At 73.4% G+C, this 26,787-nt stretch carries 19 protein-coding genes; 10 read left to right on the top strand and 9 right to left on the bottom strand.

What is annotated here, in order from left to right:
* Positions 1-503: 503 nt before the first annotated feature.
* Together ABT026_RS29840 and ABT026_RS29845 are read left to right on the top strand one after the other, a co-directional pair.
* On the top strand, positions 504-2,360 hold the full coding sequence (locus ABT026_RS29840) for a glycoside hydrolase family 3 protein (protein WP_351118312.1): 1,857 nt from the start codon (positions 504-506) through the stop codon (positions 2,358-2,360).
* Between the two features lie 296 nt (positions 2,361-2,656).
* Positions 2,657-3,286 carry a hypothetical protein gene (locus ABT026_RS29845; RefSeq protein ID WP_351118313.1) on the top strand — a complete coding sequence of 210 codons (630 nt, stop codon included), beginning with the start codon at positions 2,657-2,659 and terminating at the stop codon, positions 3,284-3,286.
* 120 nt (positions 3,287-3,406) lie between these two features.
* On the opposite strand, the gene ABT026_RS29850 is transcribed toward ABT026_RS29845, so the two are convergent.
* Both ABT026_RS29850 and ABT026_RS29855 read right to left on the bottom strand, forming a co-directional pair.
* Positions 3,407-4,876 carry a S28 family serine protease gene (locus ABT026_RS29850; protein WP_351118314.1) on the bottom strand — a complete coding sequence of 490 codons (1,470 nt, stop codon included), beginning with the start codon at positions 4,874-4,876 and terminating at the stop codon, positions 3,407-3,409.
* 144 nt (positions 4,877-5,020) lie between these two features.
* Positions 5,021-5,623 carry a TIGR03086 family metal-binding protein gene (locus ABT026_RS29855; protein ID WP_351118315.1) on the bottom strand — a complete coding sequence of 201 codons (603 nt, stop codon included), beginning with the start codon at positions 5,621-5,623 and terminating at the stop codon, positions 5,021-5,023.
* Positions 5,624-5,837: 214 nt separating this feature from the next.
* Here ABT026_RS29855 and ABT026_RS29860 point away from each other — a divergent pair, with 214 nt between their 5' ends.
* Positions 5,838-6,119, top strand: coding sequence for a helix-turn-helix domain-containing protein (locus ABT026_RS29860; RefSeq protein ID WP_502968079.1), 282 nt, complete (start codon positions 5,838-5,840; stop codon positions 6,117-6,119).
* Between the two features lie 54 nt (positions 6,120-6,173).
* On the opposite strand, the gene ABT026_RS29865 is transcribed toward ABT026_RS29860, so the two are convergent.
* On the bottom strand, positions 6,174-10,064 hold the full coding sequence (locus ABT026_RS29865; protein WP_502968080.1) for an ABC transporter ATP-binding protein: 3,891 nt from the start codon (positions 10,062-10,064) through the stop codon (positions 6,174-6,176).
* Positions 10,065-10,226: 162 nt separating this feature from the next.
* On the opposite strand from ABT026_RS29865, the gene ABT026_RS29870 reads away from it, so the two are divergent.
* Positions 10,227-11,027 carry a phosphatase gene (locus tag ABT026_RS29870; RefSeq protein WP_108955488.1) on the top strand — a complete coding sequence of 267 codons (801 nt, stop codon included), beginning with the start codon at positions 10,227-10,229 and terminating at the stop codon, positions 11,025-11,027.
* Here ABT026_RS29870 and ABT026_RS29875 read toward each other — a convergent pair.
* The 4 genes from ABT026_RS29875 to ABT026_RS29890 all read right to left on the bottom strand — a co-directional run bounded on the left by ABT026_RS29875 (position 11,015) and on the right by ABT026_RS29890 (position 15,130).
* Complete coding sequence (locus ABT026_RS29875; protein WP_351118317.1) at positions 11,015-12,079, bottom strand: cation diffusion facilitator family transporter; 1,065 nt, start codon at positions 12,077-12,079, stop codon at positions 11,015-11,017. The two genes, ABT026_RS29870 and ABT026_RS29875, sit on opposite strands and share 13 nt — an antisense overlap.
* Positions 12,080-12,190: 111 nt before the next feature.
* Positions 12,191-13,078, bottom strand: a complete 888-nt coding sequence (locus ABT026_RS29880) for an acyl-CoA thioesterase (RefSeq protein WP_351118318.1) — start codon at positions 13,076-13,078, stop codon at positions 12,191-12,193.
* Between the two features lie 22 nt (positions 13,079-13,100).
* Positions 13,101-14,258 (bottom strand): acyl-CoA dehydrogenase family protein, encoded by a 1,158-nt coding sequence (locus tag ABT026_RS29885; RefSeq protein ID WP_351118319.1) that lies wholly within the window; start codon positions 14,256-14,258, stop codon positions 13,101-13,103.
* Between the two features lie 254 nt (positions 14,259-14,512).
* The gene (locus ABT026_RS29890; RefSeq protein WP_351118320.1) at positions 14,513-15,130 is read right to left on the bottom strand and encodes an SACE_7040 family transcriptional regulator; all 618 of its coding nucleotides are present in this window, start codon (positions 15,128-15,130) and stop codon (positions 14,513-14,515) included.
* Positions 15,131-15,213: 83 nt separating this feature from the next.
* Between ABT026_RS29890 and ABT026_RS29895 the strand changes: the two genes are divergently transcribed.
* From ABT026_RS29895 to ABT026_RS29910, 4 genes are all read left to right on the top strand, one after another.
* Entirely contained in the window at positions 15,214-16,830 is a 1,617-nt protein-coding gene (locus ABT026_RS29895) for a carboxyl transferase domain-containing protein (RefSeq protein WP_351118321.1), read from the top strand.
* A 78-nt stretch (positions 16,831-16,908) separates the two neighbouring features.
* A complete protein-coding gene (locus ABT026_RS29900; RefSeq protein ID WP_351118335.1) occupies positions 16,909-18,873 on the top strand; it encodes an acetyl-CoA carboxylase biotin carboxylase subunit in 1,965 nt (654 codons plus the stop codon).
* Positions 18,870-19,829 (top strand): hydroxymethylglutaryl-CoA lyase, encoded by a 960-nt coding sequence (locus ABT026_RS29905; RefSeq protein ID WP_351118322.1) that lies wholly within the window; start codon positions 18,870-18,872, stop codon positions 19,827-19,829. The genes ABT026_RS29900 and ABT026_RS29905 overlap by 4 nt, the downstream gene beginning before the upstream one ends.
* A 28-nt stretch (positions 19,830-19,857) precedes the next feature.
* Complete coding sequence (locus ABT026_RS29910; RefSeq protein WP_351118336.1) at positions 19,858-21,018, top strand: acyl-CoA dehydrogenase family protein; 1,161 nt, start codon at positions 19,858-19,860, stop codon at positions 21,016-21,018.
* 91 nt (positions 21,019-21,109) lie between these two features.
* On the opposite strand, the gene ABT026_RS29915 is transcribed toward ABT026_RS29910, so the two are convergent.
* Complete coding sequence (locus ABT026_RS29915; RefSeq protein ID WP_351118323.1) at positions 21,110-22,999, bottom strand: NAD-binding protein; 1,890 nt, start codon at positions 22,997-22,999, stop codon at positions 21,110-21,112.
* A gap of 402 nt (positions 23,000-23,401) precedes the next feature.
* Here ABT026_RS29915 and ABT026_RS29920 point away from each other — a divergent pair, with 402 nt between their 5' ends.
* The gene (locus tag ABT026_RS29920; RefSeq protein WP_351118324.1) at positions 23,402-24,442 is read left to right on the top strand and encodes an ABC transporter substrate-binding protein; all 1,041 of its coding nucleotides are present in this window, start codon (positions 23,402-23,404) and stop codon (positions 24,440-24,442) included.
* A gap of 81 nt (positions 24,443-24,523) precedes the next feature.
* Here the strand turns inward: ABT026_RS29920 and ABT026_RS29925 are convergent, their stop codons facing one another.
* Positions 24,524-26,344: a beta-N-acetylhexosaminidase gene (locus tag ABT026_RS29925; protein WP_351118325.1), complete on the bottom strand. Its 1,821-nt coding sequence runs from the start codon at positions 26,342-26,344 to the stop codon at positions 24,524-24,526.
* 181 nt (positions 26,345-26,525) lie between these two features.
* On the opposite strand from ABT026_RS29925, the gene ABT026_RS29930 reads away from it, so the two are divergent.
* Entirely contained in the window at positions 26,526-26,783 is a 258-nt protein-coding gene (locus ABT026_RS29930) for a hypothetical protein (protein ID WP_351118326.1), read from the top strand.
* Positions 26,784-26,787 lie beyond the last annotated feature (4 nt).

The following is a 26,787-nucleotide window of genomic DNA, read 5'->3' on the forward strand; positions in this document are numbered from 1 at the left end:
TCTTCGGCCTCCAGAAGAGCGAACTGGGCACCGGCCTCGCGGCCGGCGTCGCCATCGTCCTGCTCGGCGTCACCCTCGACCGCGCCGCCCCCTCCTGCGCGCCGGTGACGGCCCACCGGGCCTCCGGGCCCCCTGTCGGCCCCCGCGCCCGAGCCCGAACCGTGCCCGTCCGGACAGGGCCGGGCGGGGGCTACGGTCGGCGGCCCGGTCCGCCACGGTCGGCCGTCGGCCGCGTGCCGTGCCGCACCGCGGACCGCGCCCGCCGCGCGGTTCCGGTTCGCCGTGACCGGCACGGCAGATCCGGCCCGCCCGGTACCCGGAGGCCCGGGAGGCCCCGGCCCGCCCGGCGTCCCGCCCGCCCGGGAGGCCCCGGCAGCGCCCCCGCGCCGGCCCTGTCCGCCGCGCCGCACGGGCACGTATCGTGCCGCGACCCTTGACCGAAAGAAACTTCCCCGATATTCGTGGCCCCTCGGAAGTTTCCTTCATCCAAGGAAGGGGCGCACGTGCGCGACTCCAGCACGGGTAGTTCCGGAAACACCGCTTCGGGCAGGACCCGGCCCTCAAGACGCACCGTCCTCGCCGCCACCGCGGGCATCGCCGCGGTCCTGGCGGCCGGCACCCCCGCCCTCGCCGCCGACGACCCGGCGACCGTGGACGACGAGCAACTGCGCGCCCTCATCTCCCGGATGACACTGGAGGAGAAGGTCGGCCAGCTCTTCGTCATGCGGGTCTACGGCCACTCGGCGACCGCCCCGGACCAGGCCGACGTCGACGCCAACCTCAAGGAGATCGGCGTCCGCACCGCGGCCGAACTGATCGAGAAGTACCGGCTCGGCGGCATCATCTACTTCGCCTGGGCCCACAACACCCGCGACCCGCACCAGATCGCGGACCTCTCCAACGGCATCCAGAAGGCCTCCCTGGACCTGCCCCGCGGGCTGCCGATGCTGATCGCCACGGACCAGGAGCACGGCATCGTCGCCCGGGTCGGCAAGCCGGCCACCCTGCTGCCGGGCGCGATGGCGCTGGGCGCGAGCGGATCGAAGTCCGACGCCAAGGCGCTGGGCCGGGTGGCCGGCGCGGAGCTGGCCGCGCTGGGCATCCGTCAGAACTACTCGACGGTATGCGACGTGAACGTCAACCCGGCCAACCCGGTGATCGGCGTGCGCTCGCTGGGCGCCGACCCGCAGGCCGCGGCCCGGCTGGCCGCCGCCGAGGTGGTCGGCTACCAGAACTCCGGAGTGGCGGCCACCGCCAAGCACTTCCCCGGCCACGGCGACACCGCCGTCGACAGCCACTACGGCTTCCCGATCATCACGCACAGCCGCGAGGAGTGGGAGACGGTGGACGCCCCGCCGTTCCGGGCGGCCATCCGGGCCGGGATCGACTCCATCATGACCGCCCACCTGATGGTTCCCGCGCTGGACCCGTCCGGCGACCCGGCCACCCTCTCCCGGCCGATCCTCACCGGCATCCTGCGCGAGGAGCTCGGCTACGACGGCGTGGTCGTCACCGACTCCCTCGGCATGCAGGGTGTGCGCAGCAAGTACGGCGACGCGCGGGTGGCGGTGATGGCCGTCCAGGCCGGCGTCGACCAGCTGCTCAACCCCCCGGACCTGAACGTCTCCTGGAACGCGGTGCTGGACGCCGTCCGGTCCGGCGAGCTCACCGAGGCCCGGCTGGAGGAATCGATCCTGCGGATCCTCCGCCTCAAGGCGAAGCTGGGCCTCTTCCAGGACCCGTACGTCACCCACCACGGCGTCGACCAGGCGGTGGGCACCGGCGCCCATTACAAGGCGGCCGAGCGGATCGCGGACCACACGACCACGCTGCTGGTCAACGAGGGCGGCCTGCTGCCGCTGCACCGGCTCCGTCACCGCAGGCTGCTGGTGGTCGGCCCCGACCCGGCCTCCCCGTCCCTGTCCGACGGCCCCACCACCAAGGTGATCGCCGCGGCGCTCGCCGAGTCCGGCTTCACCACCACGGCCCTGACCACCGGGACCGCGCCCTCCGCCACCGTCATCGCGGGCGCGGTCACGGCGGCCGCCGACGCGGACGCGGTGGTGGTCGCCACGTACAACGTCACGGCGAGCAGCACGCAGAAGACGCTGGTGCGGCGGCTGCAGGAGACCGGGAAGCCGGTCGTCGTGGTGGCGGTGCGCAACCCGTACGACGTGGCGCACCTGGACGGTGTGCCGGCGGTGCTGGCCTCCTACTCCTGGACGGACACCGAGGTGCGGGCGGCGGCGCGGGTCATCGCCGGGCGGGTCTCACCCAGCGGGAAGCTGCCGGTGCCGGTGCAGCGGGCGGACGCCCCTGACCAGGTGCTCTTCCCGATCGGACACGGGCTGAGCTACTGAGGAACGGCGGTGCCGGGGCCGGTCCAGGGGCGGATGGGCCTCGGCACCGCTGCCGGGCGGGCGAGCTCGGCGGCAGGTGACAGCGAGCCGGCGCGGCGGCGGGCGCCTGCGCGTGGCGCGCAGCGGGTGTCCAGCGGGTGGGCGGGGGCCGCAGGAAGCCGTAGGCCGTGGCCCGTCATGCGCCGTACCCGCTCTGCGCCCGTCGGCGCGCCACCCGCTCCGGTCGGCCCATTTCCTCCCGAACGCCTGGCGCGTCCCGCTCGTCCCGGGGCAGGCTGCTGCGGGGGGACGGATCGATGCGACGTGGTGCTGTGCGGGTGGCGGGCGCGCTGCTGCTCGTGGTCCTGACGGCGGCGGGCTGCGCGCGGACCGCGCCGGCCGGGGGATCCGGCGACGGGCGGGTGGAGGCCCGTTCGTCGCCGACGGTCGCGGCGGCCGGCGAAGGTCCGGTGTTCCTGGCGGTGGGCCGGTGCAGCACCTCGGGGACCCGGAGCTTCGGCGAGGTGGCGTGCACCAGCGAGCGGGCGGTGGCCAAGGTGACCGCCCGGCACGAGGGGAGGCGCGTCGGCGGGCCTCGCTGCCCGGCCGACACCGACTTCGTGCTGCACGTCAGCGACCGGCACTCCGCCTCGGACGAGGACGGCGACGGGATCACCCCGCGGGGTTACGCCTGCATGCGCAATCTCCAGCCGCCGCATCCGGGCGACCCGGGCGGCGGGGGCGGCCCGCTCACGGTGGTCGGCGACTGCCTCTACGCCGCCGGCGGGGGCGAGGTCCGGGAGACCGCCTGCGACGGACGGGGCGGGCGGAAGCCGGAGTTCGAGGTGACCCGGGCGGTCGCGGACCGCGACCGGTGCCCGTCGTCCACGGCGCTGTACGTGCGGCTGGGCGGGAGCCTGCCGGTGGGCTGCGCGCGCAGGGTGTGACCGTACCCCGGCCCCGCGTCGTGCGGGACCGGGGTACGGACGGACCCGCACCACGCGGGTCGGACACAGCCCCGGAGCTCAGCCCGGGAGCCGCGTCACGGGCTCAGCCCGGGAGCGTCGTCACGGGCGCAGGTTCGGCTCCCGCTCCACGTCCCGCTTGTCCAGCTTGGCGTCCCACTTCGCGAGCGGCTTCGCCTTGGTCGGGTCCGACTGGACGGAGGCCGGGGCGACACCGGCCCACTCGAGGATGCGCGCGGTGGCCAGCGCCTTCTCCTCGGGCACCAGACCGGCCACGTTCGCGCCGTGGTTCATCCCGGGCGCGGTCAGCACGTAGGAGTCCTTGGCGCCCTTGCTCAGGTGGAACCGCTCGGCGCCCCACGGGTCGTTCTGCCCGTAGACGAAGAGCATCTGACGGGCGTTCTTGCGCACCCAGTTGTCCACGTCGCGCATCGCCGACGGCTGGAACGACATCGGGATCGAGCGCGGGACGAAGTTCCGCGGCGGCTGGTAGCCGTAGCGGATCAGCTCGTCCTCGATGTACGGGAAGGTGATCGTGGGCGCGCCCAGCTGGGTGCCGGCCTGGTAGTAGTACGGCGTGTACGGGCTCAGGCCCTGGTCGGTGTAGAAGCTGAACCCGGAGATCGTGTCGACCGAGTTCCAGATCTCCTCGTCGGTGGCGTTCGCCGCGTCCGCCGGGATCGCCTCGCAGTCGGCGAGGGTGCTGTACTGCCAGAAGCCCCACACGTAGTCCAGCACCACGGCCTCGTAGGCGCGGTCCATGGAGCCGATCGTGTCGAAGGTCCAGCCGTTCTCCGCGGCGGCCGCCTCGTAACGCTTCATCAGCGCGTCACGGCGGACCAGCGCCTCGCGCTGCACGCCGTTGAGGCGGTCGCGGCACTCCTTGGTGCCGACGCGGGCGAAGAACGCGTCGTAGGCGGAGTCCTCCTTGTTCACCACGTCGTTGGGGGCGACGTAGGCGACCACGCCGTCCATGTCGCGCGGGTAGAAGCGCTCGTAGTACGTGGCGGTCATGCCGCCCTTGGAGCCGCCGGTGGACAGCCAGTTCTCGGCGTAGATCGGCTTGAGCGCCTGGAAGATGCGGTGCTGGTCGCTGGCCGCCTGCCAGATGTCCAGGTCCGACCAGTCGGCCGGGTCCGGGCGGGACGGCGAGAAGAACCGGTACTCCATGGAGATCTGGTTGCCGTCGACGATCTGGGTCGGCTCACGGCGGCTCGGGCTGGTGGAGACGCTGTAGCCGCCGGTGTAGAAGACCGTCGGGCGCGAGACGTCCTTGTGCAGCAGGGTGATGCGCTGCTGGAACGTGCCCTTGGACGGGTCGCGGTGGTCCACCGGCTGGGTGTAGTTGAGCACGAAGAAGCGGTAGCCGCTGTACGGCTTCTCCTGGATCAGGCTCATCCCGGGTATCGAGAGCAGCCGGTCCAGGATGTCCACGGAGGCGGCGGCCTGGGCCGCCGTGGCCGCGGTGGTGGTGTCGGTGGCGTCGGGCTGGACGGCGGTGGCCGTCCCGGCCGTGCCCAGCGTGCCCATCAGCACACCGAGTGCCATCGCCCCTCTGAGCGCCTTGCGCATGCACCCTCCCCTGGGAGACATAGGTGGCCCGAACCTACCCGCGCCACCGCTCCATCACCAGGCCTGCACGCGCACCGGAGCACCACCGGGCTCCTCCTGACGCAGCGGCACCTGCGCCTGCCCGGTCGCCCTTGCTCCCTCCCCTCACTCCCGGTCGGCCGGGCGTCGCCACGCCGGGTCCCGGCCGGCCAGTCCCAGGGCGCGGTCGAACAGTGGTGCGATCGGCTCCACGGCGACCTCGGGCCCGAACACCCCGTAGTTCCGCGCCATGTCGGCCTTGCCGGCGATGTCCTCGTACAGCGCCGCGGCGAGTTCCTCGTCCACGGCCGGCTTCCGCCCGGTGGCCACCGCCAGGTCCCAGCCGTGCAGCAGCCACTCCCCCAGCACGATCCCTCCGACGAAACGGGCGGGCATCCGCGCGGTCCCCGCCAGCGACGTCTCGCCGGTCCACGCCTCGGGAGTGCTCCAGACGGCTGCGGCCGCCGCGGCCTCGGCGGCGTACCTCTCGGCCCAGTCCGGCTCCGCGGTGAAGTCGTGGTCCTGCGCGACCTCGTCCCCCGACGACGGGGACTGCTTGCGTCCCGCGGCCTGCGCCCGTTCGCCGGTGAATCGGATCAGGTGGTTCACCAGCGCGCCGGTCCTCATGTCCGGACACGGCGTGGGCAGGTCGAACGCGTCCGGCCCGGTCCCGCGGACGATGTCCACCGCCACCGCGGCGGCGCGGCCCATCAGGAATCTCGTCTCCATGTCGTCCCCTTCTCCACGTGTCGTCAGGCAGGGTAGGCATGAGGGCGATGACGGATATTGAACAAACGCGACGGCGCGCCGTTCTGGACCCCCGCGCCGCGGCCGACCGGTTCCTGCTCGCCCGGGAACCGGCTCCCTCGCCTGCCGGCCCGCCCCCGACCCCCGGGTCGACACGGCGGCCCGGCTGGTCGGGGCGGTCGAGGCCGACCCCGCCGTGCTCCGGGTCGGCGATCTGGCCGCCGTCGCCGGCATGGGCGTGCGCCGGCTGCAACGGCTGTTCGCCGCGTACGTCGGCGTCGGGCCCAAGTGGGTGATCCGGCGGGCCCGCATCCAGGAGGCGGCCGCCCGGGCGGCCGCCTCACCGCAGAACTGGTCGGACCTCGCCGCCGAACTGGGCTACGCCGACCAGGCGCACTTCACCCGCGACTTCACCGCCTGCGTCGGTGCCTCCCCGGCGGCGTACGCGTCCGCGGCGAGGGGCCCGGACGGCCCCTGACGCGCGCCACGGTGCCGCCCTGTTCCCTGTTCCCTATACCGTGCCGCCGCCCGGTCAGCGGAGGTCGGCGGCGGGCTCGGGGGCGCCGATGAAGGTCTGCCAGAGGGCGGCGTAGCGGCCGCCGCGGGCGAGCAGCTCGTCGTGGGTGCCGTCCTCGGCGACGCGGCCGTGGTCCATGACGATCACCCGGTCCGCGCGCGCCGCGGTGGTGAGCCGGTGGGCCACCACCAGGGTGGTGCGGCGGCCGGCCAGCTTCTCGGTGGCCGCGTTGACCGCCGCCTCCGTGGCGAGGTCGAGGGCCGCCGTCGCCTCGTCGAGCAGCAGCACGTCCGGGTCCACCAGCTCCGCCCGGGCCAGCGCGATCAGCTGCCGCTGGCCCGCGGAGAGGTTCCGCCCCCGCTCGGCGACCTCGTGCAGGTAGCCGCCCTCCAGCGTCGCGATCATCTCGTGCGCACCGACCGCCCGCGCCGCCGCCTCGACCTCGGCGTCGGTCGCGTCCGGCCGCCCGTAGGCGATGGCGTCCCGGACCGTGCCGGGGAAGAGGTAGGCCTCCTGCGGCACCACGCCCAGCCGCTGCCGGTATGCGGTGAGGTCCAGCGCGCGCAGGTCGTGGCCGTCGGCGGTGACCCGCCCGCGGACCGGGTCGTAGTAGCGGGCGACCAGCTTGACCAGCGTGGACTTCCCCGCGCCGGTCTCTCCGACGAAGGCCACCGTCTGCCCGGCCGGGATCCGCAGGTCGATGCCCGTCAGCGCGTTCCCGCCGCCGGTGTCGTCGTCCGGCCCCTCGGCGGCGGCACCCTCCGCGCCGTAGGCGAAGTGGACGTCCTCGAAGACGATCTCCCCTTCCAGCTTCCGCACCGGCACCGGCTTGTCCGCGGCCTCGGTGGAGGTCGGCTCCCGCAGCAGCTCCTGGACCCGGCCCAGCGAGACAGAGGCCTGCTGGTACCCGTCGAAGACCTGCGAGAGCTGCTGCACGGGCGCGAAGAAGAGGTCGATGTAGAGGAGGTAGGCGACCAGTGCGCCCGCCGTCAGGGTGCCCGCGGCGATCCGCCCGGCGCCCGCCCACAGCACGGCCGCCGAGGCGACCGTGGCGAGGAACTGCACGAACGGGAAGTACACCGAGATCAGCCACTGTCCGCGGATGCGGGCCCGGCGGTACAGGTCGCTGCGCTCGGCGAACCGCTCGCCGCCGGATCCCTCGCGGCCGAAGGCCTGGAGGATGCGCAGCCCGGCGACGGACTCCTGGAGGTCGGCGTTGACCGTGGAGACCCGCTCCCGGGCCAGCTCGTACGCCTTCACGCTCGCCCGGCGGAAGAAGTAGGTGGAGACGATCAGCGGGGGCAGCGTCGCGAAGACGATCAGCGCCAGTTCGACGTCGAGCACCAGCAGGGCGGCCATGATGCCGAAGAAGGTGACCACCGAGACGAACGCGGTGACCAGTCCGGTCTGCAGGAAGGTCGCCAGCGCGTCCACGTCCGTGGTCATCCGCGTCATGATCCGGCCGGTGAGCTCGCGCTCGTAGTAGTCCAGGCCGAGCCGCTGGAGCTGGGCGAAGATCTTCAGCCGGAGCGCGTAGAGCACCCGTTCGCCGGTCCGGCCGGTCATCCGCATCTCGCCCACCTGGGCCACCCACTGGGTGAGCACCACGGCCAGCGCGATCAGCGAGGCCGTCCACACGCCGCCGAGCGCGACCCGCTGGACGCCGTCGTCGATGCCGTTGCGGATCAGGACGGGGAGCAGCAGGCCCATGCCGGCGTCGATGGCGACCAGCAGCAGGCTGACCGTGAGCACCCCGCCGAAGCCCCGCAGCAGGCGGCGGAGGTTGTAGTCCTTCTCCGGCCGGACGGCGCGGGCCTCGTCGACCTCCGGGGTGTCGGTGGCGGGGGGCAGCGCGTCGACCTTGGCCAGCAGCTCCGGTGTGGCGGGCATGCCCTCGAGGGCGGGGTCGCGCGGCTCGCGGTCGCCCGTCCACAGGCGGGGGGTGACGCCGCGCTCGGCGTCGTACTCCGCGTCCAGCTCGTCGCGGACGGTGGTGTCGACGGCCTCGTCGCCGGACCGGCCGTCCGCGGCACGGACGTGGCCGGGGGAGACTCCGCCGAGCTCGTCGGGGTCGGTGAGCAGGCCGCGGTAGAGGGCGCAGCGCGCGGTGAGCTCCTCGTGGGTGCCGATGTCGGCGAGGCGGCCGCCGTCGAGGACCGCGATGCGGTCGGCCAGGTTCAGGGTGGAGCGGCGGTGCGCGATGAGCAGGGTCGTGCGGCCCTCCATCACGTGCCGCAGCGCCTCGTGGATCTCGTGCTCGACGCGGGCGTCGACGGCGGAGGTGGCGTCGTCGAGGACCAGCAGGCGCGGGTCGCTGAGGATCGCGCGGGCCAGCGCGACGCGCTGGCGCTGGCCGCCGGAGAGGGTGAGGCCGTGCTCGCCGACCTTGGTGGCGTAGCCCTCGGGCAGCGCGGCGATGAAGTCGTGGGCCTGGGCCGCGCGGGCGGCCCGCTCGACCTCCTCGTCGGTGGCCTCGGGGCGGCCGTAGGCGATGTTGTCGCGGACCGACTCGGAGAAGAGGAAGGAGTCCTCCGGCACCATGCCGATCGCGGCGCGCAGCGACCGCAGGGTCAGTTCCCGCACGTCGCGGCCGCCGATGCGGACGCTGCCGCCGGTGACGTCGTAGAAGCGGGGCAGCAGCAGCGAGACCGTGGACTTGCCGGAGCCGGAGGAGCCGACCACGGCCAGCGTCTCGCCGGGGCGTACGGCGAACGACAGGCCGTTCAGGACGGGGCGGGTGTCGTTGTAGGAGAACGAGACGTCGTCGAACTCGACGGTGGCGGGCGCGTCGGCGGGCAGCTCGGCGGCGCCGTCCCGGAAGCTCGGCTCGGTGTCGATCAGCTCCAGCACGCGTTCGGTGCCGGCCCGGGCCTGCTGGCCGACGGTGAGCACCATGGCGAGCATGCGGACCGGCGAGACCAGCTGGGCCAGGTAGGCGGAGAAGGCGACGAAGGTGCCGAGCGTGATGTGCCCCTCGACAGCGAGCCAGCCGCCGAGGGCCAGCATGGCGACCTGCCCGAGGGCGGGCACGGCCTGCAGGGCGGGGGTGTAGGTGGCGTTGAGCTTGATGGTGCGCAGCCGCCCGGCGAAGAGGCGGCGGCCGACGGCGCGGAGCTTGCCGGTCTCCTGCTCCTCCTGGCCGAAGCCCTTCACCACGCGGACGCCGGTGACGGCGCCGTCGACCACTCCGGCGACGGCGGCGGCCTGCGCCTGGGCGTACCAGGTGGCCGGGTGCAGCTTGGTGCGGCTGCGGCGGGCGATCCACCACAGGGCGGGCGCCACGGCGACCGCGACGGCGGTCAGCGGGAGGGACAGGGCGGCCATGATGCCCAGGGAGATGAGGAAGAGCAGGATGTTGCCGATCGTCATCGGCAGCATGAAGAGCAGGCCCTGGATCAGCTGGAGGTCGCTGGTCGCCCGCCCGACCACCTGGCCGGTGGACAGCTCGTCCTGGCGGCGGCCGTCGAGGCGGGTGATGGTGCGGTACATGTCCGTGCGCAGTTCGTGCTGCACGTCCAGGGCGAGGCGTCCGCCGTAGTAGCGGCGGATGTAGGTCATCACGTAGACGACGAACGCGGCGCCGATCAGCAGGCCCGCCCAGTGGACCATCTCGCGGGACCGGTCGCCGATCACGTCGTCGATGATCACCTTGGTGATCAGCGGGATCAGCGCCATGACCGCCATGCCGGCCAGGGAGGAGCCGAGGGCGAGGATCACGTCCTTCGGATGCCGCCAGGCGTAGGCCGCCAGCCGGCGCGCCCAGCCGGGTCCGTTCTCCTGTTGCCGCTCCGTCACTCGGGGTGCCCTCCGTCGGTCCTGATCTTCCTCCAGGGACCAACGACGGCCGGAGCGGATTTCATCCCTCCGCAACAATCGGCGTCGAGGTGGCCTCTCCCGAGTCCGCATCCGCGGGTCCCTGCGGGCGGCCGGTGCCGTTGCGGATCGAGCTGGAGCTGGACGAGCTGGTGCCGTGACATACGGCGACCGTGGCACAGGTCTCGGACGCGGGTTCGATGCCTGTGGACAATCCGCGGGACGTCCGGGACGGCCTCCATCAGAATGGGTGACATGCCGATACCCGGGACCCCTACGCCCAGCCGTGACGAGCTGATCGACCACCTCGTGCGTACCCGTATCGCGGGGGACGTCGCCACGCCCCGCGAGAACAACCTGTCCCACTACCGCGCCCTGGCCAACGGTGACCGCTACTACTGGTTCGGCCTGGAGTTCGGCGACCGCTGGGCCGACGAACAGGACGTGCTGGCCGTGATGGCGGAGCGGGTCGGGGTGGACGACGACCCGGCGCACCGGGTCGGGCAGGACACGATCGACCCGGAGCTGACGGTGTCCGGGCTGGAGCGGATGGCGGCCCGGCTGCGGAAGGCGGCGGAGGACCGGCAGCGGGTGCTGCTGGCCACCGGGCACCCCGGCGGCCTGCTGGACGTGCACCGGGCCACGGCGGCCGCGCTGCGTGCGGCGGGCTGCGAGGTCATGGTGATCCCCGAGGACCTGGGCACGGTGGAGGGCCGGGTGGTCCAGTTCGCCGACGTCGCCGTGGTCGAGCGTGGCGCGAACCTCTGGCACACCCACTCGGGCGAGCCGATGCGGGCCATTCTCTTCGCGCTGGGCGAGGACGGCCGCCCGCTGCCGGATCTGGTGGTCGCCGACCACGGCTGGGCGGGCGCCGCGGCCCAGCACGGTGTGGACGCGGTGGGCTACGCCGACTGCAACGACCCGGCGCTGTTCGTGGCGGAGGCCGAGGGCACGCTCCAGGTGGCCGTGCCGCTCGACGACCATGTCCACAGCCCCCGGTACTACGACCCGATGACCGCCTACCTGCTCAGCGAGGCGGGGCTCTACGAGGGCTGACGCCGCCCCGGGGTGGGGTCCAGGTAGACCCGGCCGATCACCGGGAACGTCTCCCGCAGCCGCCGTTCCGCGAGGTCGCACGCCTGCTCGACCTCGGCGGCGCTGGAGACGTCCCGGAAGTCCACCTTGGCCGCCACCAGCGCCTCCCGCGGGCCCTGCACCAGGGTGGTGAGCTCCAGCACCTCCTCGATGTGCGGCACCGCCCGCAGCTCCTCCCGGATCCGCTCGCGGACCGGACGCGGCAGCGGGCGGCCCACCAGCAGTTCGACGTTGGACCGCCCCAGCACCCAGGCCACGTAGAGCAGCAGCACGCCGATCAGCAGCGAGGCCACGCCGTCCCACACGCCCGAACCGGTGAGCTGACCGCCCAGCAGGCCGAGCGCGGCCAGCGCGAGGCCGATCAGGGCGGCGGAGTCCTCCATCACCACGGCCTTGACGGCGGTGTCCGGGGTGTGGCGCAGGTACCGCTCGAAGCTCGTCCCGTGCCGCCGGGCCTCGCCGCGCGACTGCCGCAGCCCGGTCCGCAGGGAGATCCCCTCCAGCACGAACGCCACCGCGAGCACGATGTACGAGACCAGCGGGTTCCCGAGTTCCTCCCCCTTCACCAGCGTGTGCACGCCGTCGTAGAAGGAGAAGACGGCGCCGCCGACGAAGGTGGCCACGGCGGCGAGCAGCGCCCAGACGTACCGTTCCGCGCCGTGTCCCAGGGGGTGGTCCTCGTCGGCGGGGTGGGCGCTGCGGCGCAGGGCGACCAGCAGGAGGATCTCGGTGACGGTGTCGGCGACGGAGTGGGCGGCCTCGGAGAGCATGGCGCTGGACCCGCTGATGACGCCGGCCACCGCCTTGGCCAGCGCGATGCCCAGGTTCGCCCCGGCGGCGACCAGCACGGTGAAGGTGCTGTCCCCGTCGTCGGAGGCCGCCTCGCCCTTCGGCGCGCCGCCGCCCGCGAGGTGTCCGTCCTCCGGGAACGTCCCGTCCGGCCGGAGCGCGTCCTGCCGCACGTCGTCGGGGCGCTTGTGGTCCGGCCGCCGGCCGCCGGGGGTATCCGTCATGCATCGAACGTTCCCCGCCCCCCGCACTTCTCACGCGGGACCGCGGGAACCGCGGGGCCACGGCGCACGCGGGCACCCGGCACCGCGGCGGGTGCGGACACCGGGTGTCGCTCAGGTCCCTCGCGGGACCCGCACCACGCCCTCCTGGATGACGGAGATGGCCAGCCGGCCGTCCCGCGTGTAGATGCGCGCCTGACCGAGCCCGCGCCCGCCGGAGGCGGACGGCGACTCCTGGTCGTAGAGCAGCCACTCGTCGGCCCGGAAGGGGCGGTGGAACCACATCGCGTGGTCCAGGGAGGCGCCCACCACGTCGCCGACGGCCCAGCCGCCGCGCCCGTGGGCGAGCAGCACGGAGTCCAGCAGCGTCATGTCGGAGACGTACGTGGCGAGGCAGACGTGCATCAGCGGGTCGTCGAGCGGCCCGTCGAGCTTGCCCGCCGTGCGGAACCACACCTGGGAACGGGGTTCCCGGGGCTCGCCCACGCTGCCCCACGGCGGCGTGTTGACGTACCGCAGGTCCACGGCGGCACGCGCGGCCAGCATCCGCTCCAGCATGTCCGGCGAGGCGTAGGCGTCGGCGTGCCGCGGCATCATCTGCTCGAACGTCGGCAGCGTCTCCGGGTCGGGGACCTCGGGCATCGGCGCCTGGTGGTCCAGCCCCTCCTCGTACGCCTGGAAGGAGGCGGAGAGGTGGAAGATCGGGCGGCCGTGCTGGACGGCGACCACGCGCCGGGTGGTGAAGGACCGGCCGTCGCGGATCCGGTCCACCTCGTAGACGATCGGGGCGCCCGGGTCCCCGGCGACCAGGAAGTACGCGTGCAGCGAGTGCGCGAACCGGTCGGCGGGGACGGTGCGTCCCGCGGCGATCAGCGCCTGGGCCGCCACCTGTCCCCCGAAGACCCGGGGGACGACGGCGAACCGGGAGCGACCGCGGAAGATGTCGCGCTCGATCTGCTCGAGGTCGAGCAGATCGAGCAGCGACTGCAGTGCCTTGCTCATGTGCGGAAAGGTACGGGTTCCTCTACAGGCCCATGTCCTTGGCGATGATCGTCTTCATGATCTCGCTGGTGCCGCCGTAGATGCGGTTCACCCGGTTGTCCGCGTACAGGCGGGCGATCGGGTACTCGTTCATGTAGCCGTAGCCGCCGTGCAGCTGCAGGCAGCGGTCGATCACGCGGTGCGCGACCTCGGTGCAGAACAGCTTGGCGGAGGCGGCCTCGGCGGCGGTCAGCTCGCCGGCGTCCAGGGCCTCCAGGGCGCGGTCGGCGACGGCCTCGGCCGCGTCCACCTCGGCCTTGCAGGCGGCCAGCTCGAACTTGGTGTTCTGGAAGGCGGCGACCGGCTGCCCGAAGACCGTGCGGTCCTGGGTGTAGCGCTTGGCGAACTCCACGGCGGCCTTGGCCTGGGCGTAGGCGCCGAAGGCGATGCCCCAGCGCTCGGAGGCCAGGTTCTTGCCGAGGTAGTAGAAGCCCTTGTTCTCCTCGCCCATCAGGTCCTCGGCCGGGACCTTGACGTCGACGAACGCGAGCTCGGCGGTGTCGGAGGTGCGCAGGCCGAGCTTGTCCAGCTTGCGGCCGATCGAGTAGCCCTCGGACTTCGTGTCGACGGCGAAGAGGGAGATGCCGTGACGGCGGTCCTCGGGGGTCGCCGGGGCGGTCCGGGCGCAGACGATCACGCGGTCGGCGTGCACGCCGCCGGTGATGAAGGTCTTGGAGCCGTTGAGGACGTAGTGGGTGCCGTCCTCGGAGAGCTTGGCGGTGGTCTTCATGCCGGCGAGGTCGGAGCCGGTGCCCGGCTCGGTCATCGCGATGGCCCACATCTCCTCGGCGGAGACGAACTTCGGCAGCCAGCGCTTCTTCTGGTCCGCCGTGGCCAGCATCTTGATGTACGGCAGGGCGAGCAGCACGTGCACGCCGGAGCCGCCGAAGTTCACGCCCGCGCGGGCGGTCTCCTCGTACTGGATGGCCTCGAACTTGTGGGTGTCCAGGCCGGCGCCGCCGAACTCCTCGTCGACGTTGATGCCGAAGAGGCCCAGCTCGGCCAGCTTGTAGTAGAACTCGCGGGGCACGATGCCCGCCTGGAACCACTCGTCGTAGACCGGGACGACCTCGGCCTCGATGAAGGCGCGCAGGGTCTCCCGGAACGCCTCGTGATCCTCGTTGAACACCGTACGGCGCACCGCCGCCACCTCCGCCTTCGTCCTGGCTGGTTGTCGCTTCTGAGCAGCACGATCTGGCTAAGCGCTTGCTCAGTCTTACCGTACCGGCGAGTAGGACACTCGTCCAGAGATGCACGGCCGAACGGGTCCGTAACGCACGTCACCCCCCGCCGCGGGACGGGAGGTGACGTGGACGGATGGGGGCGCGACGGGCCCGGGCGGGGCTCAGGCCCAGGCGGGCTCAGGCCCGGGCGGGGCTCAGGCCCGGGCGGGGCTCAGGCCCGGGCGGCGGCCTCGGCCGCGGAGGCGAACGCGCCGCGCGCCATGGCGTGCAGCAGCGTGGCGGTGGCCGCGCGGTGGGGGAGCCTGGGCCGGCTCAGGTGGGGCGTGGAGTTGAGCAGACCGAACACCGCGTGCACCGCCGCCCGCGCGGGCGGCTCGGCGAGCTGGGGGTGGACGTCCCGGACGACCTCGACCCACAGCTCGACGTACTGGCGCTGGAGCTGGCGCACCATCTTGCGGTCGCTGTCCCGCAGGCGGTCCAGCTCGCGGTCGTGCAGGGTGATCAGCGGGCGGTCGTCGAGCGCGAAGTCGATGTGCCCCTCGATCAGCGAGTCGAGGACCGCCCCGGGGCCGCCGGCCCCGGGCTCCGTCCCGGCCTCGGCCACCCGCCGTCTGCCCCCCGTGAGGAGCTGACCGCTGATGCCCACCAGCAGCTCCGCGAGCATCGCGTCCTTGCCGGGGAAGTGCCGGTACAGGCCGGGGCCGCTGATGCCCACGGCAGCGCCTATCTCGTCGACGCCGACGCCGTGGAAGCCGCGTTCGGCGAAGAGCCGCGCGGCCTCCTTGAGGATCTGCTCACGGCGGGTCGAGGCATCCGTCCTGGTGGCCATGCCATCAATTGTAGACAGGGCGGTTAGCGCTCGTTAACCTGAAGGAAATCGGTTAACGAGCGCTAACCTGAGGGAGCTCGTAGATGGACGACGCACCGGAGCTGAAGAGCGCGGCGGATCCCGCCTCGGACGCCTGGAGGGCCAACGAGGCGGCCCACCGCGCCCTGGTGGAGGAGCTCGGCGCCAAGCTGGCCGCGGCCCGCCTGGGCGGGGGCGAGAAGGCCCGCGCGCGGCACACCGCGCGCGGCAAGCTGCTCCCGCGCGAGCGGGTCGACACCCTGCTCGACCCCGGCTCGCCCTTCCTGGAGCTGGCTCCGCTGGCCGCGGACGGGCTGTACGGCGGGCAGGCGCCCGCCGCGGGGGTGATCGCCGGCATCGGCCGGGTGAGCGGCCGCGAGTGCGTGGTCGTGGCCAACGACGCCACGGTCAAGGGCGGCACCTACTACCCGATGACGGTGAAGAAGCACCTGCGCGCCCAGGAGGTCGCGCTGGAGAACCGCCTGCCGTGCGTCTACCTGGTCGACTCCGGCGGCGCCTTCCTGCCGATGCAGGACGAGGTCTTCCCCGACCGGGAGCACTTCGGCCGCATCTTCTACAACCAGGCGCGGATGTCCGCGGCCGGCATCCCGCAGATCGCCTCCGTGATGGGCTCCTGCACGGCGGGCGGCGCGTACGTCCCGGCGATGAGCGACGAGGCGGTCATCGTCCGCAACCAGGGCACGATCTTCCTGGGCGGTCCGCCGCTGGTGAAGGCCGCCACCGGTGAGGTGGTCACGGCCGAGGAGCTCGGCGGCGGAGAGGTGCACTCCCGCACGTCCGGCGTCACCGACCACCTCGCCGAGGACGACGCGCACGCGCTGCGCATCGTGCGCACCATCGTCTCGACGCTGCCCGCACGCCGGGAGCTGCCGTGGAAGGCCGTCGCCCCCGTCGAGCCCAAGGTGGACCCCGCGGGCCTGTACGGCGCGGTGCCGGTCGACTCCCGCACCCCCTACGACGCCCGCGAGATCATCGCCCGGATCGTCGACGGCTCGAAGTTCGCCGAGTTCAAGTCGGAGTTCGGGCAGACGCTGGTCACCGGTTTCGCCCGCATCCACGGCCACCCGGTCGGCATCGTCGCCAACAACGGCATCCTCTTCGCCGAGTCCGCCCAGAAGGGCGCGCACTTCATCGAGCTGTGCGACCAGCGCGGCATCCCGCTGGTGTTCCTGCAGAACATCTCCGGGTTCATGGTGGGCCGGGACTACGAGGCGGGCGGCATCGCCAAGCACGGCGCCAAGATGGTCACGGCGGTGGCCTGCACCCGGGTCCCCAAGCTGACCGTGGTGGTCGGCGGGTCCTACGGCGCCGGCAACTACTCCATGTGCGGGCGCGCCTATTCGCCGCGCTTCATGTGGATGTGGCCCAACGCCAAGATCTCGGTGATGGGCGGCGAGCAGGCCGCCTCGGTGCTGGCCACGGTCAAGCGGGACCAGCTGGAGGCGCGCGGCGAGGAGTGGCCGGCCAAGGAGGAGGAGTCCTTCAAGGCCCCGGTCCGCGCCCAGTACGAGGAGCAGGGCAGCGCCTACTACGCGACGGCGCGCCTGTGGGACGACGGCGTGATCGACCCGCTGGACACCCGGCAGGTCCTGGGCCTGGCCCTGACCGCCTGCGGCAACGCCCCCTTGGGCGAGCCGAAGTTCGGCATCTTCCGGATGTAAGGGGTGGGACACGTGGCACGCATCAGGACAACGCAGCTCGGTACGACACAGCCCGAGGCAGGGCAGGCGGGGCAGGGCATGTTCGACACGGTGCTGGTCGCCAACCGCGGCGAGATCGCGGTGCGGGTGATCCGGACGCTGCGCGAGCTGGGCATCCGCTCGGTCGCGGTCTTCTCCGACGCCGACGCCCGGGCGCCGCACGTCCGCGCCGCGGACACGGCGGTGCGGATCGGGCCGGCCCCGGCCGGCGAGAGCTACCTGCGCGTCGAGGGCATCCTGGAGGCCGCCGCGCGCACCGGCGCGCAGGCCGTCCATCCGGGATACGGCTTCCTCGCGGAGAACGCCGGCTTCGCGCAGGCCTGCGCCGACGCCGGACTGGTCTTCCTCGGCCCGCCCGCCTCGGCGATCGACCTGATGGGCGACAAGATCCGCGCCAAGGAGACGGTCCGCGCGGCCGGGGTCCCGGTGGTGCCGGGCTCCAGCGGCAGCGGTCTGACCGACGACGAGCTGGCGGCGTCGGCCCGGGAGATCGGCATGCCGGTGCTGCTCAAGCCCAGCGCGGGCGGCGGCGGAAAGGGCATGCGCCTGGTCCGCGCGGAGTCCGCGCTGGCCGAGGAGATCGCCGCGGCGCGCCGTGAGGCCCGCGCCTCCTTCGGCGACGACACGCTGCTGGTGGAGCGCTGGATCGACCGCCCCCGGCACATCGAGATCCAGGTGCTGGCCGACGCCCACGGCAACGTCCTGCACCTGGGCGAGCGCGAGTGCTCGCTCCAGCGACGGCACCAGAAGATCGTCGAGGAGGCGCCCAGCGTCCTGCTCGACGAGGAGACCCGGGCGTCGATGGGCGAGGCCGCCGCGCAGGCGGCCCGCTCCTGCGGCTACGTCGGCGCGGGGACGGTGGAGTTCATCGTCCCGGGCAACGACCCCTCCTCCTACTACTTCATGGAGATGAACACCCGTCTCCAGGTCGAGCACCCGGTGACGGAGCTCGTCACCGGCCTGGACCTGGTGGAGTGGCAGCTGCGGGTGGCGGCCGGCGAGCTGCTGCCGTTCACCCAGGAGGACGTCACCCTCACCGGCCACGCGGTGGAGGCGCGGATCTGCGCGGAGGACCCTTCCCGCGGCTTCCTGCCCTCCGGCGGCCGGGTCCTCCTGCTGCGCGAACCGTCCGGCCCCGGGGTGCGCACCGACTCCGGGCTGGCCGAGGGGTCCGAGGTGGGCAGCCTCTACGACCCGATGCTGGCCAAGGTGATCGCGTACGGCCCGGACCGGGCCACCGCCCTGCGCCGCCTGCGCGCCGCCCTCGCGGACACGGTCGTGCTGGGCGTGCCCACCAACGCCGGGTTCCTGCGCCGTCTGCTGGCCCACCCGGACGTGGTGTCCGGCGAGATGGACACCGGGCTCGTGGAGCGCGAGGCGGACGCGCTGGTCCCCGACGGGGTCCCGGCCGAGGTCTACGAGGCGGCGGCCGCCGTCCGGCTCGACCAGCTGGCGCCCGCGCCCGCCGAAGGCGGCTGGACGGACCCGTTCGCGGTGCCCAGCGGCTGGCGCATCGGCGGCCCCGAGGCGCACCGGCCGCTCGGCTTCCCGCTCCAGGTCCCCGGGCTCGACCCGGTCACCCACACCGTGCGGGCCGACGCCGCCCACCACGAGGTCGGCGAGGGCAGCGTCTCGGTCACCCTGGACGGCGTCCGCCACACCTTCCACCGGGCCGGGGACTGGCTCGGCCGGGAGGGCGACGCCTGGCAGGTCCGTGACCACGACCCGGTGGCGGCCTCGCTGACCGGCGCGGCCCGCGCGGGCGCCGACTCGCTGACCGCCCCCATGCCCGGCACGGTGACGGTGGTCAAGGCCGCCGTCGGCGACCGGGTGGAGGCCGGGCAGAGCCTGCTGGTGGTCGAGGCGATGAAGATGGAGCACGTCATCTCCGCCCCGCACTCCGGCACGGTCGCCGAGCTCGACGTCACCCCCGGCACGGCGGTCGCCATGGACCAGGTGCTCGCCGTGATCACCCCCGACGAGGAGACGGAGGGCGCGGCATGACCGCCGACGCGACGACCGGCCCGGGCGCCCTGCCCATGCGGGTGCCCGCCGAGGGCCTGCCCGCCCGGGTGCGGATCTACGAGGTGGGCGCCCGGGACGGCCTGCAGAACGAGAAGGCGACGGTTCCCACCGAGGTGAAGGCGGAGTTCGTCCGCCGCCTCGCCGGGGCCGGGCTGTCCACCGTCGAGGCCACCAGCTTCGTGCACCCGAAGTGGGTGCCGCAGCTGGCGGACGCGGAGCAGCTGTTCCCGATGGTCCGCGACCTGCCGGTGGAGCTGCCGGTGCTGGTACCCAACGAGCGCGGCCTGGACCGGGCCCTGGCGCTCGGCGCGCGCACGGTCGCGCTGTTCGCCAGCGCCACCGAGTCCTTCGCCAAGGCCAACCTGAACCGCACGGTCGACGAGTCGCTCGCCATGTTCGAGCCGGTCGCCGCGCGTGCCAGGGCCGAGGGGCTGCGGATCCGCGCCTACGTCTCGATGGTCTTCGGCGACCCCTGGGAGGGCCCCGTCCCCGTCGCGCAGGCCGTGAGGGTCTGCCGGGCGCTGATGGACATGGGCGCCGACGAGCTGAGCCTGGGCGACACCATCGGCGTCGCCACCGCGGGCCATGTCTCCGCGGTGCTCACGGCGCTGAAGGACGCCCGGGTCCCCGTCGAGGCGACCGGCGTCCACTTCCACGACACCTACGGCCAGGCGCTGGCCAACACGCTGGCCGCGCTCCAGCACGGTGTCACCACCGTCGACGCCTCCGCCGGAGGCCTCGGCGGCTGCCCCTACGCGAAGTCCGCCACCGGCAACCTCGCGACCGAGGACCTGGTGTGGATGCTCCAGGGCCTCGGCGTCGAGACCGGGGTCGACCTCGGCCGTCTCACCGCCACGAGCGTGTGGATGGCCGAACAACTGGGCCGGCCCAGCCCGTCCCGCACCGTCCGAGCCCTCTCCCACCAGGAGCAGTGACGCGATGACCGCCACCACCGCCACCCCCATGGACCGCCGCCTCAGCCCGGAGCTGGAGGAGCTGCGCCGCACCGTCGAGGAGTTCGCCCACGACGTGGTCGCCCCGAAGATCGGCGACTTCTACGAGCGGCACGAGTTCCCCTACGAGATCGTCCGCGAGATGGGCCGCATGGGCCTGTTCGGCCTGCCCTTCCCCGAGGAGTACGGCGGCATGGGCGGCGACTACTTCGCCCTCGGCGTCGCCCTGGAGGAGCTGGCCCGGGTCGACTCCTCGGTCGCCATCACCCTGGAGGCCGGTGTCTCCCTCGGCGCCATGCCGATCCACCTGTTCGGCACCGAGGAGCAGAAGCGGGAGTGGCTGCCGCGGCTGTGCTCCGGGGAGGTGCTCGGCGCGTTCGGCCTGACCGAGCCCGAGGGCGGCTCCGACGCGGGCGCCACCCGCACCACCGCGCGGCTCGACGCGGCGACGAACGAGTGGGTGATCAACGGCTCCAAGTGCTTCATCACCAACTCCGGCACCGACATCACGGGGCTGGTCACGGTCACCGCCGTCACCGGCCGCAAGGCGGACGGCCGGCCGGAGATCTCCGCGATCATCGTGCCCTCCGGCACCCCCGGGTTCACGGTGGCCGCCCCCTACTCCAAGGTCGGCTGGAACGCCTCGGACACCCGGGAGCTCTCCTTCTCCGACGTCCGGGTCCCGGCCGCCAACCTGGTGGGCCAGGAGGGCCGCGGCTACGCCCAGTTCCTGCGGATCCTCGACGAGGGCCGGATCGCGATCGCCGCGCTGGCCACCGGTCTGGCGCAGGGCTGCGTGGACGAGTCGGTGAAGTACGCCGGGGAGCGCCACGCGTTCGGCCGCCCGATCGGCGCCAACCAGGCCATCCAGTTCAAGATCGCCGACATGGAGATGAAGGCGCACACCGCCCGCCTCGCCTGGCACGACGCGGCGGCGCGGATGGTCGCGGGGCAGCCGTTCAAGAAGGAGGCGGCGATCGCCAAGCTGTACTCCTCGACGGTGGCGGTGGACAACGCGCGGGAGGCCACGCAGATCCACGGCGGGTACGGCTTCATGAACGAGTACCCGGTGGCCCGCATGTGGCGTGACTCCAAGATCCTGGAGATCGGTGAGGGCACCAGCGAGGTCCAGCGGATGCTGATCGCCCGCGAGATGGGCCTCCCGGGCTGACCCCGACGCCTGACCGTACGTCCCCCTGCCGGGGCCCGCAGCGACCCTGCGGCCCCGGCAGGGCGCCCCCGCGCACCGACCGGCGGTTCGCTCAGCCCGTGGCGCCCCGGGTGGTGCTCAGGATCTCCGCGTAGCCGCGCCGGGTGACGGCCAGCACGATGCGGTCGTCCCGCTGGAGGACGTACCCCGGGTGGAGGTCCCACAACAGCTGGGGGCCGTCCGGGCGGGCCTCGCGGGCCAGGTCGGGGCGGCGGGCCTCGGGCCGCCGGGTGTCCAGGGCGATCACCCGCCACGCCCCCGCGCGGAACGCCTCGGCCACCGTGCGCCCCTCGAACTGCGGGTGCCCGCCGACCACCAGCGCCGCGAACAGCAGCACCTTGCGTTCGATGGAGATCGCCCCCAGCACCTGACGTCCCATCATCGCCGCCGCGAACGCGGGCGCGGAGAGGTGGCTGACGCTCCGGCTGCGGGTGACGGCCCGCGGATGCGCGGCCCGCAGCGTGCGGTAGACGACGGTGGCGAACTCGTCGTCGTACAGCCGCAGCGCCACCCGCAGCTCGGGCGCGATCGAGCGGGCCGCCAGCGTCGCCTCCAGGTTGGTGGTGTCGGAGCTGGTCAGCGCCAGCAGCGCCGCGGCCCGGTGGATCTTGGCCGCGCCCAGCACCCCCGCCTCGCCGACGTCGCCCAGCACGACCGGCACCCCCAGGTCCCGGGCCAGCGGCACGCCCCGTGCCTCGGCGGACTGCTCGACGCACACCACCGGCATGTCCAGCTCCCGCAGCCGGGCCAGCACCCGGGTGCCGACCCGGCCGAGACCCAGCAGCACGATGTGCCCGGAGAGCCCGCGCGGTGGCCGCCGCAGCGCGCCCGCGCCGCGGAAGGTACCCAGCGCCTCCAGTCCGGCCGCCACCAGCAGCGGCAGCAGGGCGAGGCCGACCAGGCCGGAGAGCAGCTGCAGGATCTGACGGGACGCCGACTGGCCCGTCGCCGGGTCGCCGATGCCGAGGAGGTCGAGCAACGAGACGTAGGTCGCCGACAGCAACCCCATGTCGGTGAGCACCATGGTGGCGACGGCCAGCGCCAGCACGGAGGCGACCACGCCCGCCGTGGCCCAGCGCAGCCGCCGGGAGAACAGCCGGGACAGCGGCGCCCCCCGCCGGGCCAGCCGGCGCGGCGGCAGGACGGGACCGGTGCGGCGCACCGCGTCCAGCACCACCGTGCCCCGCCCGGTGGCCGCTCGTACCTCGGCGTCGTCGGGCAGCAGGCGCGGACCCTGCGGGCCGCTGGCGTCGGACCCCTCGGCGCCCGCGGGGTCGGCGGTGGTGGAGGAGAGCAGGGCCAGCGTGCACAGGCCCGGGTCGGCGGCCTCCCCCGTCCGCGGCGGGGTGCGTTCGGCGGCGCGCAGCAGCAGACCGTCGGCCTGCACGACGCGGCGGGTGTCGGCCACGGCGGTGGCGGCGAGGGCGGGAGCGGCGGTGTCGGCGTCGGAGAGGACGGTGGTGGAGGCCTCCAGGGTGGCCCGGTCCAGCCCGGGGCGCGCCATCAGGGCCGCCTGGTCGAGGAGTTCCTCCATGTACTCGCCGAGCTTGCGGTTGTACATCCGCACCACCAGCCGGACCGAGGGGTTGAGCCGGCGGGCGGCGAGGGCCGCGCGCAGGTTGGTCTCGTCGTCCTCGTAGAGCAGCGCGATCGCGGAGGCGCGCTCCACGCCCGCCTCGGTGAGCACGTCCGCGCCCGGCCGGGGGGCGTGCAGCTCCAGCACCGGGGTGCTGAGCCCCGGCTGGGAGTCGTCGGGCCCCGGCTGGGCCTGCCCCTGGCCCCAGCGGCCCAGGAGCGCGGCGGCGCGGGAGACGGTGGAGGCGAGCGTCCCGGCGTCCTCGGTCCGCTCCCCCGGCACCACCAGGACCACCCGCTGCCGGTAGACGTCCCGCAGCTCGGCGGCCAGCCGCGGGGCCAGCCCGTCGTCGCCGCAGACCAGCATGTGCGGTTCCGTCCCCGACCGTTCGCCCTGCCTCGGCAACGTGACCACGCGCCCACCCCCTGAGCTCTCGCGTCCGATCCGTCGGGCCGTCAGGTCACCGGACCCGCACGTCCACAGGCCCGACGGCGCGCAGACCTACAGCCCGTCAGGCCCGGGTCCGCAGCCCGCCCGGGCCGACGACCCCCGTGCCGCGCATGATCGCATCCCCGCGGGGCGGCGCGCAGTGCCCGGACCCGGCAGTGTCGGGGCGAGCGGGCTGCCGGGACGGCCGCCGGGCCTCGCCACCGGCGGACGTGCCGAAAAACCGCGGACCGCCACCCCCTGGACAAAGCCAATGAAGGTAAGGCTAACCTTGCCTCGAATCGTCCGGCGGCCGTCCGCCCTGTTCGAAAGCAGTGACCCATGCGCCACGTCCGTCCCTCCCACCCCACCCGCCGCGGCATCCTGGCAGCCGGCGGCGCCCTCGGCCTCGGCGCCGTCCTCGCCGCGTGCGGTGACGACGAGCCGGCGAAGGGCAGTGCGGACAAGGGCGAGGCCGCCTCCGGCCCGTGGTCCTTCACGGACGACCGCGGCACCACGGTGAAGCTGGACAAGGCGCCGCAGAACATCGTGGCCTTCACGGGCGTGGGCGCCGCGCTGTACGACTACGGCGTCCAGGTCAAGGGCGTCTTCGGTCCGACCACCACCAAGGACGGCAGGCCGGACGTCCAGGCCGGCGACATGGACGTGTCCAAGGTGAAGGTCATCGGCAACGTCTGGGGCGAGTTCAGCGTCGAGAAGTACGCCGCCCTCAAGCCCGACCTCCTGGTCTCCACCATGTTCGACGGCGCGGGCACCCTCTGGTACGTGCCGGAGGAGTCCGAGAAGCAGATCGCCAAGTTCGCCCCGAGCGTGGGCGTCTCCGTCTTCGACGTGCAGATGACCAGGTCCCTGGAGCGCATGGCCGCGCTGGCCGAGGCGCTGGGCGCGGACATGAAGGCCGCCGAGGTCGTCGAGGCGAAGAAGAAGTTCGAGGAGGCCGCCGCGCGCCTCAAGGCCGCCGCGAAGGCCCGCCCGGAGATCCGCGTCCTGGCCGGTTCCGCCTCCCCCGACCTCTTCTACGTCTCCACCCACAACCTCTCGATCGACCTCGAGTACTACAAGGCCCTCGGGGTGAACATCGTCGAGCCGGACGCGAAGGCGATCAAGGAGAGCGGCGGCTGGTTCGAGAGCCTGAGCTGGGAGAACGTCGACAAGTACAAGGCCGACGTGATCATCATGGACGACCGGGCCCAGGCCATCCAGCCGGCCGACATCACCGAGGCGACCTGGAAGAAGCTGCCCGCCGTCAAGGCCGGCCAGGTCATCGCCCGTTCGCCGGAGCCGATCCTGTCCTACGCCAAGTGCACTCCGCTGCTGAACAACCTTGCCGAGGCCATCGAGAACGCCAAGAAGGTGGCCTGACCGCTGCCTCCCCCTCGGGCAGCCGTGGGAGCCCCCGGAGACGGTCCTCCGGGGGCTCCCGCGCGTCCGCCGCCCGACGGCTCACCCCGCAGCCGGGACCCCCTCGGACCCCTTGGCCTCCTCGGACCCCCCGGTGTCTCCGGACGGCCACGGCACCTCCGGGGACCGGTGGTAGTCCAGGCCCATCGCGTCCCACCGCGGCGCCTGCGCGGCCAGCCGCACCCGGTAGGCGTCCCAGTCGTGGGCGTCCGCCGGCGACCAGCCCAGTTCGGCGATCCCCGGCAGCCGGGGGAAGGCCATGAACTCCAGCTCCTGCGGCGTGCTCAAGGTCTCCGTCCACAGCGGCGCCTCGACGCCCCGCACCGCCTCCTCCGGTACGCCGGAGGACGCGAGGTAGGTGGCCGGGTCCCAGTCGTAGGACCTGCGGACCTCCACCAGCCCGGCCCAGTCGAGTCCGAGCGGCGTCCCGTCGGTGTACTTCATGTCGAGGTACGCCCGGTCGGCCGGCGACAGGATGATCCCGGTGCCGGCCCGGGCCGCCTCCGCCACCCGGGCCCGCTCCTCCTCCTCGGTGGCGTCGTAGCCCCAGTACTGCGCCAGCGCGCCCGGCGCGGGCTCCGCCGCGGTGAGCTGGTGCCAGCCGATCACCGTCTTGCCGTGCTCGGCGACCAGGGGCTGCACCCTCGCCATGAAGGCGACGTAGTCCTCGTGCGGGGTGGAGTGCGCCTCGTCCCCGCCGATGTGGAGGTACCGGCCCGGGGTGAGCTCGGCCACCTCGCGGATCACGTCCTCCACGAAGTCGTAGGTCACCTCCTTGCCGACGCACAGCGAGGAGAAGCCCACCTTGATCCCGGTGTACGCGGGCGGCGCGACGCCGTCGCAGTTGAGCTCCGCGTAGGAGGTGAGCGCGGCGTTGGTGTGGCCCGGCAGGTCGATCTCCGGGACGACCTCCAGGTAGCAGGAGGCCGCGTAGGCGACGATCTCCCGGTACTGGTCCTTCGTGTAGTAGCCGCCGGGCGTGCCGCCGACCTCGGTGGCCCCGCCGACGGCGGTGAGCTGGGGCCAGGAGTCGATCGCCAGCCTCCAGCCCTGGTCGTCGGTGAGGTGCAGGTGCAGCGTGTTGACCTTGTACAGCGCGATCCGGTCGATGAACCGCTTGACCTGCTCGACGGTGAAGAAGTGCCGGGCCACATCCAGGTGCACGCCGCGGTAGGCGTAGCGCGGGCGGTCCTCGACCACGCCGCCGGGCACCTGCCAGGGACCGGGCCGCACCCGGCCGGCCTCCACCTCGGGCGGCAGGAGCTGACGGAGCGTCTGCACGCCGCGGAACAGCCCGGCGGGCCGCCCGGCCGTCACCGTCACCCCCGAGGGGCCGCTGGTGAGCCGGTAGCCCTCCTCACCCCAGGGACCGTCCGCGAGCCGCAGCCGAATGCCGCCGGCGCCGTCCCCGGCACCGCCCGTCTCGCCCCCGGCGCCGTCCCCGGCAGCGCGCGACTCATCCCCGGCGTCGTCCCCGGCGTCGTCCCCGGCGTCGTCCCCGACACCGGCCGCCGCGGCCTCGCGGCCGGCCGCCCCCTCGTCGCCCCCGCCCCCGCTGGTGACCGGGAGGCGGTAGCCGGTGGAGGTCCGCAGCAGTTCCGCGAGGTAGACGCCGATCGCGCGCACCTCGGGACTGTCCTCGACTTGGATCGCCGTGCCGGGGGTGATCCGGTACGGGGCACCGCCCGGCTCGGCCGAGACCGGCGCCGGGATCAGCGCGCCGAACCCCCCGGCCGGCACGTCGGCCTCACCGGGACCGGCCGGCCGTTCCGAGGGCCCGGCTCCCGCCGCTCCCCCCGCGGCCGACGTCAGGAGCAGCAGTGAGGCCGCCAGCCGTAAGGCCGTGTGCCGTTGTCCCGCCACGGTCGTCCCCTTCCGTTCACTCATTGCGCCGCAAGAAGGTCTGGACCACTACTCCCCACCCGGGAGGCGCGACAATCCCCTCGCGCGCCGTCCTGTGGTGTCGCGCACCCGAACGCCGGGATCCTGCCCGATATCGGGCAGAATTGTTGCGGACACCCGGCGACGTATCGGAGGATCGAGCATGCACGACGAACTCGTCGATCATTTGACGCGGTCGTCCTCGCTCACGCGGGGCGAGGCCGTGCGGGTGATCCAGGACGTTCTCGCCTACTTCGACGAGACGACCGAGGACTACGTCCGTCGCCGCCACCGCGAGCTCCAGGCCCAGGGTCTGGTGAACGCGGAGATCTTCACCAGGATCTCGGCGGACCTCAAGTACCGCGCGGTGGCGCCACCGGAGCTCTCGCTCCGTCAGCTCCGCCGCATCGTCTATGGCTGAGGGA

The sequence above is a fragment of the Streptomyces sp. NPDC002734 genome (assembly GCF_040295685.1).
Lineage (GTDB): Bacteria > Actinomycetota > Actinomycetes > Streptomycetales > Streptomycetaceae > Streptomyces.